Source organism: Paenacidovorax caeni (assembly GCF_001298675.1).
GTDB lineage: Bacteria > Pseudomonadota > Gammaproteobacteria > Burkholderiales > Burkholderiaceae_C > Paenacidovorax > Paenacidovorax caeni.
Map to the genome: position 1 here is coordinate 1 of NZ_CYIG01000039.1, position 13,016 is coordinate 13,016.

At 69.5% G+C, this 13,016-nt stretch carries 12 protein-coding genes; 2 read left to right on the forward strand and 10 right to left on the reverse strand.

Going from position 1 to position 13,016, the window contains the following annotated elements; translation table 11 throughout:
- A partial coding sequence (locus BN2503_RS14695; protein WP_148639759.1) for a transposase occupies window positions 1-454 on the forward strand: 454 nt, incomplete at its 5' end.
- 31 nt (window positions 455-485) lie between these two features.
- On the opposite strand, the gene gshA is transcribed toward BN2503_RS14695, so the two are convergent.
- From gshA to BN2503_RS14715, 4 genes are all read right to left on the reverse strand, one after another.
- Window positions 486-1,781: a glutamate--cysteine ligase gene (gene gshA / locus BN2503_RS14700; RefSeq protein WP_054257398.1), complete on the reverse strand. Its 1,296-nt coding sequence runs from the start codon at window positions 1,779-1,781 to the stop codon at window positions 486-488.
- Window positions 1,782-1,885: 104 nt separating this feature from the next.
- Window positions 1,886-3,352 carry a TrkH family potassium uptake protein gene (locus BN2503_RS14705; RefSeq protein ID WP_054257399.1) on the reverse strand — a complete coding sequence of 489 codons (1,467 nt, stop codon included), beginning with the start codon at window positions 3,350-3,352 and terminating at the stop codon, window positions 1,886-1,888.
- A gap of 16 nt (window positions 3,353-3,368) precedes the next feature.
- Complete coding sequence (trkA, locus tag BN2503_RS14710) at window positions 3,369-4,844, reverse strand: Trk system potassium transporter TrkA (protein WP_054257400.1); 1,476 nt, start codon at window positions 4,842-4,844, stop codon at window positions 3,369-3,371.
- A gap of 60 nt (window positions 4,845-4,904) precedes the next feature.
- On the reverse strand, window positions 4,905-6,185 hold the full coding sequence (locus BN2503_RS14715) for a glutamate-5-semialdehyde dehydrogenase (RefSeq protein WP_054257401.1): 1,281 nt from the start codon (window positions 6,183-6,185) through the stop codon (window positions 4,905-4,907).
- Window positions 6,186-6,252: 67 nt separating this feature from the next.
- On the opposite strand from BN2503_RS14715, the gene BN2503_RS14720 reads away from it, so the two are divergent.
- The gene (locus BN2503_RS14720) at window positions 6,253-6,540 is read left to right on the forward strand and encodes a hypothetical protein (protein ID WP_054257402.1); all 288 of its coding nucleotides are present in this window, start codon (window positions 6,253-6,255) and stop codon (window positions 6,538-6,540) included.
- A 76-nt stretch (window positions 6,541-6,616) separates the two neighbouring features.
- On the opposite strand, the gene BN2503_RS14725 is transcribed toward BN2503_RS14720, so the two are convergent.
- The 6 genes from BN2503_RS14725 to BN2503_RS14750 all read right to left on the reverse strand — a co-directional run bounded on the left by BN2503_RS14725 (window position 6,617) and on the right by BN2503_RS14750 (window position 12,992).
- The gene (locus BN2503_RS14725; RefSeq protein WP_054257403.1) at window positions 6,617-7,408 is read right to left on the reverse strand and encodes an alpha/beta fold hydrolase; all 792 of its coding nucleotides are present in this window, start codon (window positions 7,406-7,408) and stop codon (window positions 6,617-6,619) included.
- 106 nt (window positions 7,409-7,514) lie between these two features.
- Window positions 7,515-8,483 carry an FAD:protein FMN transferase gene (locus BN2503_RS14730; RefSeq protein WP_054257404.1) on the reverse strand — a complete coding sequence of 323 codons (969 nt, stop codon included), beginning with the start codon at window positions 8,481-8,483 and terminating at the stop codon, window positions 7,515-7,517.
- A complete protein-coding gene (locus BN2503_RS14735) occupies window positions 8,464-10,644 on the reverse strand; it encodes a PepSY domain-containing protein (protein WP_054257405.1) in 2,181 nt (726 codons plus the stop codon). Before BN2503_RS14735 ends, BN2503_RS14730 begins: the two co-directional genes overlap by 20 nt.
- Window positions 10,645-10,659: 15 nt before the next feature.
- Window positions 10,660-11,142 (reverse strand): DUF2271 domain-containing protein, encoded by a 483-nt coding sequence (locus BN2503_RS14740; protein ID WP_054257406.1) that lies wholly within the window; start codon window positions 11,140-11,142, stop codon window positions 10,660-10,662.
- Between the two features lie 30 nt (window positions 11,143-11,172).
- Window positions 11,173-11,589, reverse strand: a complete 417-nt coding sequence (locus BN2503_RS14745; protein WP_054257441.1) for a PepSY domain-containing protein — start codon at window positions 11,587-11,589, stop codon at window positions 11,173-11,175.
- A 20-nt stretch (window positions 11,590-11,609) separates the two neighbouring features.
- Complete coding sequence (locus BN2503_RS14750; protein WP_054257407.1) at window positions 11,610-12,992, reverse strand: ferredoxin reductase family protein; 1,383 nt, start codon at window positions 12,990-12,992, stop codon at window positions 11,610-11,612.
- Between the last annotated feature and the right edge of the window lie 24 nt (window positions 12,993-13,016).

A 13,016-nucleotide genomic window follows, 5' to 3' on the forward strand; every position in this document is an offset into this window, starting at 1 on the left:
AGCGATCAAGGCACAGCTCGATGATCTGGAGAGGCAGATGGTGGGCCATGTGCGCGAGCACTTCGGTGAGCTCGATGGGCTGCTGCAATCGACCAACGGCATCGGCCCGGTGGCCAGCGCAACGCTGATTGCTCAGTTGCCCGAGTTGGGCAGGCTCAACCGCCGCGAGATCGCCGCCCTGGCGGGCGTGGCGCCCGTGGCCAATGACTCGGGTAACAGGAAGGGGCGACGCAGGGTGCAGGGTGGGCGCTTTGAGATACGGCGTGTGCTGTACATGGCCACGCTGACTGCAGCGCGCTACAACCCGGTCATCCGAGCGTTCTACGAGCGTTTGAGGGCTGCGGGCAAACTGCCCAAGGTCGCCTTGGTGGCATGCATGCGCAAGCTGCTGACCACGCTCAACGCAATGGTCAGAACCGGCAAACCTTGGGACCCGTCGCTTCATCGTGCTTGACTTTGAAGACGGTTACTCAGGGGGGTGTTCTTCAGTCATACACCTCGGCTTCGGGGTCGGTGGCCTCCAGCTCGTAGCTGGCGGCGAGCATGGCCAGGCGCGCCACCACGCCGTACATGTAGAAGCGGTTGGGCGCGCTGGCGCCGGGGCGCGCGCCCGGCTGGGGCAGTTGGCCGCCGTGGGCGAAGGCCAGCGGCACGAAGGCCGCGCCCGGGGCGTTGAGATTTTCTTCGTCGCCGCGCTCGGCGTGCACGCGGTAGAAGCCGCCCACCACGTAGCGGTCCATCATGTAGACCACCGGCTCGGCCACGGCCTCGTGCATGCGTTCCTGGGTACGCACGCCTTCCTGGACGATGACCTCGCTCACCGTCTGCCCGTCCTTGATGACGGCCATCTTGTTGCGGCTCTTGCGGTTGAGCTGCTCCAGCTCCTTGGCGTCATGCACGGTCATGATGCCCATGCCGTAGGTGCCGTTGTCGGCCTTGACGATGGCAAAGGGCTTCTCGTTGATGCCGTATTCCTTGTACTTGCGCCGCACCTTGGCCAGCAGCCCGTCCACGTGGCTCTGCAAGCTTTCCAGGCCCTGGCCCTCGGCGAAATCCACCGCGCCGCAATGGCTGAACAGCGGGTTGATGAGCCAGGGGTCGATGCCCAGCAGCTTGCCAAAGCGCTTGGCCACCTCCTCGTAGCTCTTGAAGTGGCGGCTCTTGCGGCGCACGCTCCAGCCCGCGTGCAGTGGCGGCAGCAGGTACTGTTCGTACAGCTCTTCCAGGATGCCGGGCGCACCCGCCGACAAATCGTTGTTGAGCAAGATGGTGCAGGGGTCGAACCCCTTGAGCCCCAGGCGGTGCTTGGTGCGCACCACGGGCTCGATGGTGATCTCCTCGCCCCCGGGCAACTCGACACGCATCGGCTTCTTCACCTCCGGGCTGATGGAGCCGATGCGCACATGCAGCCCCGCCATGTTGAAGATGCGCGCCAGCTGGGCCAGGTTGGCCAGGTAGAAGGTGTTGCGCGTGTGGTTCTCGGGAATGATGAGCAGGTTGCGCGCCTCGGGGCAGATTTTTTCGATCGCCGCCATGGCCGCCTGCACGGCCAGCGGCAGCATCTCGGGCGTCAGGTTGTTCCAGCCGCCGGGAAACAGGTTGGTGTCCACGGGCGCGAGCTTGAAGCCAGCGTTGCGGATGTCCACCGAGCTGTAGAACGGCGGCGTGTGCTCCATCCACTCCAGGCGGAACCAGCGCTCGATGGCGGGCATGGAATCGAGGATGCGCTGCTCCAGCTCGTTGATTGGGCCCGTGAGCGCGGTGATGAGGTGCGGAACCATAAATGCCCTGGTGTAAAGGTCAACCGGGCCATTTTAGGGACGCGCGGCGCGGCTTATGCGCATCGCGGCATATGAAAATTCCGCCGCGCCGCAGCCGCCGGGCCTCAGCGCTTCCAAAACGCGGGCGAAAGCATGGCCATGAAGCTCAGAATTTCCAGCCGGCCCAGCAGCATGGCCAGGGTGCACACCCAGATTTGGAAATCGGTCAGCACCGCGTAGTTGGAGCTGGGGCCGACGGCGCCCAGCCCCGGCCCCATGCAGTGCACGCTGGCGAGGATGGCCGAGAAGGCGGTCAGCGGGTCAATGTCGGTCAGCAGCAGCACCATGCTGAGCACGATCACGGTGGCACCGTACACCAGCATGAAGGCCAGCACCGAGAAGATCATGCGGTTGTCCACCACGTGGCCCCCCAGCAGCACCGGCTGCACGGCGCGCGGGTGCACCAGGCGCGTCAGCTCGCGCCGCGCCTGCTTGATGAGGATGAGCATGCGCACCATCTTGATGCCGCCGCCCGTCGAGCCCGCGCTGGTCGCCACGCCCGACAGCAGCAGCATGAACACCGGCGCGAACACCGGCCACTGCAGGTAGTCCTGCGTGGCGAAGCCCGTGGTGGTGGCCACGGAGACCACGTGGAACATGCCGTGGCGCAGCGCCTGCAGCGGCGCATACACGCCCTTGGCCCACAGCAGCAGCGCCACCAGCAGGCCACCGCCGATCAGCGCCACCATGGTGGCGCGCATCTCGGGGTCGCGCCAGAAGCCGCGCCAGTGGCCTTTGCGCAGCGCGATGAAGTACAGCGCGAAGTTGCAGCTCGCGGCCAGCATGAACACCAGCGCGATGCCTTCGAGCAGCGGCGAGTTGAAGTAGGCAAAACTCGCATCGTGCGCCGACAGCCCGCCCAGGCTCACGGTGGTGAACATGTGCATGAGCGCGTCCATGAACGACATGCCACCGGCCCAGAACGCCGCAGCGCAGGTGACCGAGAACACCGCGTACACGCCCCACAGGCCCTTGGCCGTCTCGGTCATGCGCGGGGTCAGCTTGGTGTCCTTGATCGGGCCAGCCGCCTCGGCCTTGAACAGCTGCGCGCCGCCCACGCCCAGCAGCGGCAGCACGGCCACGGCAAGGATCAGGATGCCCATGCCGCCCAGCCACTGCAGAAAGGTGCGCCACACGTTCACCGACAGGGGCAGCGCATCGACCCCGCTGAGCACCGTGGAGCCGGTGGTGGTCAGGCCCGAGACGGCCTCGAAGTAGGCGTGCGTGAACGTCACCGGGTGGTTCACCCACTGCAGCGCCAGCCACAGCGGCAGCGCCGCACACAGCGGCAACAGCACCCAGACCAGCGTGACCAGAATCACCCCGTGGCGCGGCTGCAGCTCGCGCTTGTAGCGCCGCAACCCCCACGACAGGCCCGCCCCCGCGCCCAGCGCCACCAGCATGGCCAGCGGATAGGCCTGCCACACGCCGTCGTCATGCCCCAGCGAGACGGCCAGCGGCAGCCCCATGGCCAGCGCGAACATGCACAGCAGCACGCCAAGCACACGCAAAACGGGAAAGAGGTCGCTCATGGCCGGGCCGTAGGGGTCAGAAGAACGTGGCGCTGACGCGGAACAGCTTCTCCACCTCGCGCACCAGGCGCTTGTTCGGCAGGAAGAACACCACGTGGTCGTTGTGCTCGATCACGGTGTGGCTGCGCGGCAGGATGACCTCGGGCTCGCTCGCCTGCAGCGGCACGATGGCACCCTCGGGCGGCGGCGGTGCCTCGGGGTCGGGCAGGCCGCGGATGATCAGGCCCATGTGCACGGCGGGCGGCAGGGGCAGGTCCTCCACCTGGCGCCCCACCACGCGCGAGCTCTTGCGGTCGCCGCGCGCCACGATCTCCAGCGCCTCGGCCACGCCGCGGCGCAGGCTGTGCACGGCCTGCACGTCGCCATGGCGCACGTAGGCCAGCAGCTCGCCCAGCATGGCCTGCGCGGGCGACAACGCAATGTCGATCTGCGTGCCGTGCATCAGGTCGGCGTAGGTGTGGCGGTTGATGAGCGCCAGCACGCGGCGCGCACCCAGGCGCTTGGCCAGCAGGCAGGCCATGATGTTGTTCTCGTCGTCGTCGCCCAGCGCCAGGAAGAAGTCCACCTCCTCGATGCCTTCCTCGCTCAGCAGCTCCTCGTCCGAGGTTTCGCCCTGCAGCACCAGCACGCCTTCCGGCAGGGCCGAGGCCAGCGCCACGCAGCGCTGCGGGTCTTCCTCGACGATCTTCAGATGAAAGCGCCCGGCCTGCTGCGCCAGCCGCCGCGCCAGGCGCTCGCTGACCTGGCCGCCGCCGGCCATCATGATGCGCCGCACCGGCCGCGCAGGCTGCCCCTCGGGGCGGTGCAACGCCGCCAGCACCTGCGGAATGCGCTCCTGGCTGGCCAGCGCGAAGACTTCGTCGCCCGGCTCGATGCGCGTGCTGCCGTCGCAGGGCACGAAACGGTCGGGCTCGTCGGCAAAGCGCCGGTAGATGGCCACCATGCGCACGGCCACGTCGGGCATCTGCTGGCGCAGCGCACCAATCTGCAGGCCCACGGCCGGCGCGCCGGGGCGCGCGCGCACCGACACCAGGCTGGCGCGCCCGCCGGCAAACTCGCGCACCTGCAGCGCCTCGGGGTACTCCACCAGCTTGGCGATGTAGCGCACCAGCGAGTCCTCGGGGCACAGGATGTGGTCCACCGCAAAGCCGTCGGGCGCCAGCAGCGCGCTGCCGTCCTCGAAGCTGGGCGAGCGCACGCGCGCAATGCGCGTGGGCACGTTGAACAGCATCTGCGCCACCTTGCAGCACACCAGGTTGGTTTCGTCCTGCGCGGCGCAGGCAATCAGCAGGTCGGTGTCGCGCGCGCCGGCCTCGGCCAGCACCTGGGGCTCCATGCCGTTGCCCACCACGCCGCGCAGGTCCAGGCGCGACTCCAGCTCGCGCAGCCGCGCGCCATCGGTGTCGATGACGGTGATGTCGTTGTGCTCCGACACCAGGCTGTCGGCCACGCTCTGGCCCACACGGCCCGCCCCCAGGATGATGATTTTCATACCAAATCAGGCCCTAAGCCAACGCAGACAAGCGCTAAAAGCTATCAAATAAAGAGCGAATCAGGTCCGAATCTCGCCCTCGCCCAGCACCACGTACTTGAGCGAGGTCAGCCCCTCGATGCCGACCGGGCCGCGCGCGTGGAACTTGTCGGTGCTGATGCCGATCTCGGCGCCCAGCCCGTACTCGAAGCCATCGGCAAAGCGCGTGCTGGCGTTCACCATCACGCTGGCCGAGTCCACGTCGCGCAGGAACTGCTGCGCGTGCTGGTGGTTGGTGGTGAGGATGGCGTCGGTGTGGTGGCTGCCGTAGCGGTTGATGTGGGCAATGGCCTCGTCCACGCCCGCCACCACCTTCACGCTGATGATGGGCGCCAGGTATTCCTCGCCCCAGTCCTGCTCGGTGGCGGGCACCAGCTTGGCGCCGGGCACGGCGGCCAGCAGGGCCAACGCCTCGGCGTCGCAGCGCATCTCCACGCCCTTGGCGGCGTACACGGCGCCGATGCGGGGCAGGAAGTCGGCCGCCACGCCGCGCGCCACCAGCAGGCCCTCGCTGGCGTTGCAGGGGCTGTACTTCTGTGTCTTGGCGTTGTCGGCCACCGTCACCGCCATGGCGATGTCGCAGGGGTCATCGACGTAGGTGTGGCAGTTGCCGTCCAGGTGCTTGATGACGGGCACCTTGGCCTCGGCGCTGATGCGCTCGATCAGCCCCTTGCCACCACGCGGGATGATCACATCGACAAACTGCGGCATGGCAATGAGCTGGCCCACGGCGGCGCGGTCGGTGGTCTCCACCAGCTGCACGCCATGCGCGGGCAGGCCGGCCTGGGCCAGCGCCTGCACCACCAGGCGCGCCAGCGCCTTGTTCGACTCGATGGCCTCGGAGCCGCCGCGCAGAATGCAGGCGTTGCCGCTCTTGATGGACAGGCTGGCGGCCTCGATGGTCACGTTCGGGCGGCTCTCGTAAATCATGCCGAACACGCCGATCGGCACGCGCATCTGGCCCACACGGATGCCGCTGGGCTGCTGCTTCATGCCCAGGATCTCGCCAATGATGTCGGGCATGGCGGCGAGCTGCTCGCAGCCCTGGGCGCAGGTCTCGATCACCTTCGGCGTGAGCTTGAGGCGGTCCACCATCGGCGCGTCCAGCCCGGCGGCCACGGCGCGCTCCAGGTCGCGGGCGTTGTCGTGCTGCAGGGGCTGCACGTTGTCGCGCAGCAGCTGCGCCAGCGCCCGCAGCGCTTTGTTTTTGATAGCTGCTGGCGCACGCGCCATCAGGGCAGAAGCCGTTTTTGCTTGGGAACCAAGGGTATGGGTGTATTCAGCGATGTCGAGCGCGGTCATCGCCCGATTCTGACGCAGTTCCCCTGATGCTGCGCTGACAACCCCCTTGGCGCTACGCTCACGCCCCATGCCCACCGAACTCGCCACCCACCAGCTCCAGACCTTGCAGGACGACCTGCACGCCCTGCGCGACCAGCGCCTGGGCAACCACGCCTTCAGCACGCGCGCGCGCGCCCACAGCGCCTTGCTGGCGGCGCTGCCGCCGCGCTACACCGAAGTGCTGCACGGCCTGCTCGACCGGCTCGAGGCCGGCGCCCTGTTCACCGAGGAAAGCTGCTCGTTCAGCCACCAGGACCTGGTGGACAGCCTGCAGCTGTGGCTGGACAAGGCGCGCGCCACGCTGGCGGCGGCCTGATCCACCCAATTTTGAACAAAATTAGGCCCCAGGCCTTATGCAGTAAGCGCTAGCAGCTACTGATACATGAGCAAACCTACTGCGGCAGCTGCGCCAGGAACTGCGCCAGCGCCGCGTTCACCGGCTGCGGGTGCGTGAGGTTGGCCGCGTGGCCCGCGCCGGGCACCACCACCATGCGCGCGTGCGGCAGGCCCGCCGCCATGGCCTGGGCGCGCTCCAACGCGATGGCGTGGTCGGCGTCGCCGTGCAGCACCAGCGCGGGCGCGGTGATGCGGCCCAGTTCGCCGCTGATGTCGTCGCGTGTGGCCAGCGTGGTAAAGCATGCCAGCAGGTCGGCCGGCTGCATGCGCTGCCACGCGGCGCGCCAGGCAGCGGCGCCCTCCCAGCCATCGCCAAGGATGATGTGCTCGATGGTGCGCGCGCGCTCGTCCGACAGGCCGCGCTCCAGCCATTCTTGGATGATGACCTGGTGGCCCGCCATCTTCTCGGCCTCTTCGGGCAGCGCCTGGGTGTCGATCAGCACCAGCGCGCGCACCACCTGCGGGTGGCGCAACGCAGCGCGCAGCGACAGGTAGCCGCCCTGCGACATGCCCGCGAACACCGCGCGCCCGATGCCCAGGTGCGCCAGCAGCGCCACCACGTCGTCGGCCGAGTCGTAGTAGCTGAACGGCGCGCACGTGCCCGTGGCGGTCTGGCCGTGGCCGCGCTCGTCCCAGGTAATGCAGCGCCACGCACCGCGCAGCGCCTGCACCTGGGGCGCGAACATGCTGCCGTCCATCAGCAGCCCGTGCGAGAAGACGATGGCCGGGCCGTCGCCCCCGGTGTCTTCGTAGTACAGGCGCTGGCCGTTCACGTGCGCGTAGGGCATGGTGTCTCCTTGTCGTTGGTTGGAAGTCGCCATACTGAAAGGGCTCTGGTCACGGCGCTGCCACCTGGGAGACAGCCGCACCGCCGCGCGGAAGGCGTGCACGGCCTCAGGCCGCAGGCGCTGCAGGGGCAAAGCGGCCGGTGCCGACTTCCACCAGGGCGTCGCCCCGGCGCAGCAGCCACAGCGCCTCCAGCGCCTGGCGCTGGGCCAGCGCCAGGCCTTCGCCGACACCGGCCACGAGCAGCGCAGTCGCCCAGGCGTCGGCCTGCATGCAGGTGCGCGCCAGTACGGTGACCGAGGCCACGTCGTTGCGCACCGGAGCGCCTCGGCGGGTGTCCATGGAGTGGGCGAGGCGGGCGCCCCCCACCTCCAGGTAGTGCCGGTAGTCTCCCGAGGTGGCCACCGCCAGGTCTTGCAGGGCCAGGACGCCCTGGACGGCGCGCAGCCCGGGCACTGGCCGCTCCAGCGCCACGGCCCAGGGCGTCCCATCGGCCTGGGCACCCAGCGCGCGCAGCTCGCCATCCAGCGCCACCAGCGCGTGGGCCAGCCCATGCGCCTGCAGCACGGTCGCCATGCAGTCCACGGCATAGCCCTTGGCAATGCCACACAAATCCAGCTGCCGTGGCGCGTGCTTGCGCACGCGGGCACCAGCCTGGTCCAGCTCCAGTGCTTCGTGGGTGGGTGTGCGCGGCGCTTGCGCGGCCGCGCGGATGGCCTGCGCATCAGGCGCTTGGCGCGCCGCCCCAAAGCCCCATGCATCCACCAGCGCCCCGGCACCGGGGTCGAAAGCCCCCCGGCTCAAGCGGCTGATATCGAGCGCGCAAGCCAGCACCTCCAGCAGAGGCTGCGGTACGGCCACCCAGGTATGGCACGGCGCTTGGTTGATCCGATTCAGGTCGCTATCGGGCTTCCAGGGCGACATCTGGGTGTCTACGGTGTCCACCGCCGCCGCCAGCGCCGCGTGCAGGGCGGCGGTATCGGTACCCGCTGGCATATCGCAGGTGACCGACCAGCGTGTCCCCATGGTGGGGCCGTGCAGCGTCTGCCGCTGCGGGTCAGAACAAGTCTTCGGCATAGCGTCCTTCGGCCTTGAGTTGCGCCAGGCACAGGCCCAGGGGGGCCAGCAACGATTCCAGAACCTGCGCCACGCCGTGTGCCATGGGACGGCTGCCGCAGACCCGCACACAGGCACCCTGGGCCAGCAGCGCACGCACCTGGGTGCCGTCACGGCGCAGTGCGTCTTGCACGTAGCCGCCGCCGTCCGGCAGGCGCGAGAACGTGGTGTGCAGGCCGCTCAGGCGGCCCTCGGCCTGCCAGGCTTGCAGCGCGGTGCCGAAGTAGAAGTCCCGTGCCGGGTCGCGCGCACCGTAGTACAGGTGCATGGGTCGGTGGGCCGTGTTGCCACGGATGAAGCCGGCCAGTGGCGCCACGCCGGTACCTGCGCCAATCAGCAGCACGGGCGTGTGGCCCGCCGGCAACACAAAGCCCGGATTGGGCCGGATGAATGCCTGCACACTGTCGCCCGGCTGCAGCGCATGCAGGTGGTTGGAGCACACGCCGCCGGGCATACGGCGCACGCAGATTTCGACAAAGCCGTCGCGTGTGCCGCTGGCCAGCGAGTAGTAGCGCGGCACAGCCTGGTCTGGTGGAACCACACCGACCAGGTCGCCCGCGGCGAAGCGCGGCAGGCTGCGGCCGGGCAGGGCAAAACGCAAAATGGCTGCGGGCTCGCCCGCACCGCCTGCAAAGTCCTGCCGCGCCACGAGGGTGAGCGCCACGGTTGGCGGCAGGCGCGGCCGGTAGTCGATTGCAAGTTGCTGCCCCAGGGCCTGCGCCAGCGCCTGCCCCCAGCGGGCAAATTCCTGGGCGGACTGCTGGTGCACGCGCTCCAATGGCAGCAGCGCGAGCCAGCCCTGGCGGCGCAGCGTTGCTTCCAGTGCCTCGGCAAAGGCGCAGAAGGCAGGGAACTGGCGGTCGCCAAAGCCCAGCACGGCGACCTGCGCGGCCGTTGCCGGTTGGCGCGCCATGGCTTCCAGCGCGCGCGCCGCATGGGCAGGCGGCTGGCCGTCGCCATAGGTGGCGGCGAGCACATAGACCTGGCGCGCCGTGGGCGGTACGCGCCAGTGCTCCAGCGCCGTGGTGTGCACGCGGTGGCCCGCAGCCACCAGCGCGGCATGCAGGGCCTGGGCAAAGCCCCAGGTGCTGCCGCCTTCGCTGGCGACAAAGACCAGGCTGTCGGCCTGCGCCAGCGGGGTGTTGTTGGCAATGCGCGGGCGGCTGCGGCGTGCCTGCCACCACAGCAGCGCGCCTGTGCCCCAGAAGAGCGGGATGCTCACCCCCATGGCGCCCAACAGCAACGCCCAGGCCCAGGCGCCCTCGCCGGTGTGCAGCAGCAGCGTCCAGTCGTGCACGCGCTGCGCGGCCGCGGCGTCCTGCCAGGCCAGCATCTGGCCGCTGTAGCGGTCCACCCAGCCCTGGCCCTGGGTGGTGGTGACCTGCCAGGTGTCCTGCGGGTCGGCGGCGGCGGGCAGGTTGAGCTTGCGCAGGTCCTGCACGCGCACGTCCTGCAGCAGGGGCAACTGCGCGGCCAAAAGCGGTGGCTGGCGGCCTGGCACAGAGGCGACGTCGGGCTCGGGCGCCGCGTCCAGCGGCATCAGACCGAAGGTGGCCGCGCTCATGACGAGCGCCGCAGCAGCCGACACCGCCAGCACCGGCAGCGCCACCCGCCCAGCCAGCACATGCAGGCGCTGCGCCAGCGTGCCGCGTACCGGGCCCGCGAGGTGGCGCCAGCCGCCCATGCGGCGCAGCAGCAGCACCAGACCCGAGACCGACAGCCCCAGCATGGCCAGGGCCACTGCGGCGGCGACCATGCGCCCGGCATCGCCCAGCAGCAGGGCGCGGTGCAGGTTCTTCAACCAGCGCGGCAGCAGCGAGGGCTGGTAGCCGCCCAGCACGCGGCCGTCCGCCGGGTCCACGCGCAGGGCCTGGGCCTGGCCGTTGTCGAAGGCATGGACGACGATACCGCCCGAGGGCAGGCGGCGGATTTCCTCCGCGCCGGGCACGCTGGCCTGCACGCGCTGCACCAGCGTCGCCACCGGCAAGTCCTGCGCTGCCGGGGCTGCCTGCCAAGCGTTGCGCAGCGGGTCGAGCGCCAGCAGCGTGCCCGTGATGCCCAGCACCAGCGCCAGCGTGCCCGCCACCAAACCCAGCCAGCGATGGAGTTGCCGCCAAACCATGGGAGCTCCCTTTGTTTACTTGAGTTGGTAGCTGAACGCCTGGATGTACTGCTTGCCCGCCTGTGGTTTGCCCGCCTGCGCGGTGGACAGCGGCACGCGGATTTCCGAGGGGCTGTCGCGCATGTCCTCGGCAGCAGCGTCGATGCGGATCTCGTAGCCCGCATCCAGCAGTGCGTCGGCCAGGTCGGCCGTCACCTTGAGGGTGCGGCCCGCGCCCACGCTGGCGCCGGTCACGCCCTGCAGGCGCTTGCTGTCGCTGGCGGACAGGCGGTTCCAGTCCGCCAAATGCTTGTAGTACTTGGCCTTGCCACCCGCCACCCAGAGCGTGCCGGCGTAGGCGCCCTTGGGGTCGGTGAGGTACACGGCGAGGTAGGCGCCGTCACCGCCATAGTTCTTGAGCTGGGTGGTGAGCGTGACCTGCCGGGCTTGCGCCAGGGCAGGCACGGCCAGCGCACAGGCAGCGGCCAGGGTGGTCAGCAGGGGTTTGGTGGTGGACATGGACGGTCTCCGGAAAAAAAGGGGTGGGGGTTATTCGATCTGGCCGCGCGGCGTGGTGCCCGGGGTCAGCACGGGGCTGTGCGCCGGGGTGGGCGCAGCACCCGGGACGGCGTCTTGGACGGGCGCGTTGGCCGGTGCGGCGTTGCGTTCGCGGCGACGCTCACGCTCATGGTGGTCGTCGCTCCGCAGTTTCATCTTCACCACGCGCAGCGTCTGGGGGTCCAGCTTGGCTTTGAAGCTGCGGCCCTGGGCGTCGCGGCCACGGATTTCGTAGCAGCCGTCGTCAATCTTCAGGCGTTGTATCTGCCAGCCCTGGGCTGCCGCGTGCTGCATCACGGCGTCGCGCGATTGCCATTTCTGTACCGGGGCTTCGCAGTCATCATCGGCCAGTGCCGGAGCGGCAGCGAGGGCCAGGGACAGCGCGAGAAGAGAGGCCGTGTGTTTCATGGAAATCTCCTTGGGGTAAATCAACGCATGGCAAACGATTCGCGGTGCAATCGCCACGGGCGGGGGCCGCTGGCGTGCGCTTGCAGCGCATTGCCCAGGCCCTGGGGGCCGCAGAACCAGATGTCCAGCGGGCCGGGAATGGCCTCCAGGTCCTCGGGGCGCAGGCGCTGGCCCTGGGCGTCGCCATGCACCGTCAGAACCACGGGCGGCTGGGCCTGCGCGCACAGCGCGCGCAGGCGGGGCAGCAGCGGGTCGGTGGCAGCGTCGCGGGTGCAGTAGTGCATGTGCACGGGTTGCAGCGTGGCGGCGGCCGGTGCCGCGCCCGGCTGGCGCGCCTCCAGCAGCGCCAGGAAGGGCGTGATGCCCACGCCCCCCGCCACCCACACCTGCTGGCACTGGCGGCGGCCCCGGCCGTCGAAGCGGCCGTAGGGGCCTTCGATGTCCACGCGCTGCCCGGCCTGCAGACGCAGGCCCAGGGTGCGGGTGTAGTCGCCCAGCGGCTTGATGACCAGGCGCAGCAGCGGCTCGCCCGCATCGCTCCTGCCCAGGCTGCCCGGTGCGCTGGCGATGGTGAAGGGGTGGGCACCCTCCGAGGCGTCAAAGCGCACAAAGGCAAACTGCCCCGCGCGGTGGCTGGGCCAGAGGGCAGGCAGGGCACAGATCACCTCGATGGGGGCCGCCGCGCCGCCGTCGCCCAACACCTGCACGGCGTGAATGCGGCCTGCGTAGCTATGGGCGCGGCCGATCCTGCCTGCCAACGACCACACCGCCGCCAGACTGCCCAGCGCCAGCAGCGTGCCCATGAGCAAGCCCAGCGGCAGCCTCCAAAAGGTCAGCGGCATCAGCGCCACGGTATGCAGCGTGAGCGCCAAGAACACCAGCGGCATGGCGCGGTGCAAGAAGCGCCAGGGCTTGTAGGGCAGCAACCGGGTCAGCAGCGTGATGGCCACCATGGCCAGCAGCAGGTAGAACGCCATCTCGCCCAGGTCCTTGGCAAAGCCCCGCGCGTCGGTGAGCCAGGGCAGCACGGCTTCGCGCGCGGGCCGGCCGGCGCGCCCCCACAGGCCCTTGATCCAGTCGCTGGACTCATCGGCAGCCCAGTGCAGGAGGGCCGCCAGCGCCGCGCTGATGCCAGCCCACTTGTGCAGGCGATAGACCTGGTCCATGCCGCCCAGCGGGCGCTCCAGCCACGGCAGGCGCAGCGCCAGAACCATGGCCAGCGCCATCAGGCCGATGCTCCACAGCCCGGACAGGTACACGGCCTGCTGGCGCAGCTGCCACCAGCCGGTGGCCGCGCCCTGGGCGTCCACCAAAGGCGAAACGCCCAGGTCAGCGGGTAACACGGCCATCCATGCCAGGGTGATGGCCGACAGCCAGATACCGATGACAGCTTTGGTACGCATGGGAGCCCCTTCTGATCGTGAGCG

What these genes read in the sequence shown, in the direction of transcription:
- BN2503_RS14715 (WP_054257401.1), bottom strand. Translation starts at nt 6,185, where the DNA reads ATGACCGCGCTCGACATCGCTGAATACACCCATACCCTTGGTTCCCAA.
- gshA (WP_054257398.1), bottom strand. Translation starts at nt 1,781, where the DNA reads ATGGTTCCGCACCTCATCACCGCGCTCACGGGCCCAATCAACGAGCTG.
- BN2503_RS14720 (WP_054257402.1), top strand. Translation starts at nt 6,253, where the DNA reads ATGCCCACCGAACTCGCCACCCACCAGCTCCAGACCTTGCAGGACGAC.
- BN2503_RS14735 (WP_054257405.1), bottom strand. Translation starts at nt 10,644, where the DNA reads ATGGTTTGGCGGCAACTCCATCGCTGGCTGGGTTTGGTGGCGGGCACG.
- BN2503_RS14745 (WP_054257441.1), bottom strand. Translation starts at nt 11,589, where the DNA reads ATGAAACACACGGCCTCTCTTCTCGCGCTGTCCCTGGCCCTCGCTGCC.
- BN2503_RS14730 (WP_054257404.1), bottom strand. Translation starts at nt 8,483, where the DNA reads ATGCCGAAGACTTGTTCTGACCCGCAGCGGCAGACGCTGCACGGCCCC.
- BN2503_RS14750 (WP_054257407.1), bottom strand. Translation starts at nt 12,992, where the DNA reads ATGCGTACCAAAGCTGTCATCGGTATCTGGCTGTCGGCCATCACCCTG.
- BN2503_RS14740 (WP_054257406.1), bottom strand. Translation starts at nt 11,142, where the DNA reads ATGTCCACCACCAAACCCCTGCTGACCACCCTGGCCGCTGCCTGTGCG.
- trkA (WP_054257400.1), bottom strand. Translation starts at nt 4,844, where the DNA reads ATGAAAATCATCATCCTGGGGGCGGGCCGTGTGGGCCAGAGCGTGGCC.
- BN2503_RS14705 (WP_054257399.1), bottom strand. Translation starts at nt 3,352, where the DNA reads ATGAGCGACCTCTTTCCCGTTTTGCGTGTGCTTGGCGTGCTGCTGTGC.
- BN2503_RS14725 (WP_054257403.1), bottom strand. Translation starts at nt 7,408, where the DNA reads ATGCCCTACGCGCACGTGAACGGCCAGCGCCTGTACTACGAAGACACC.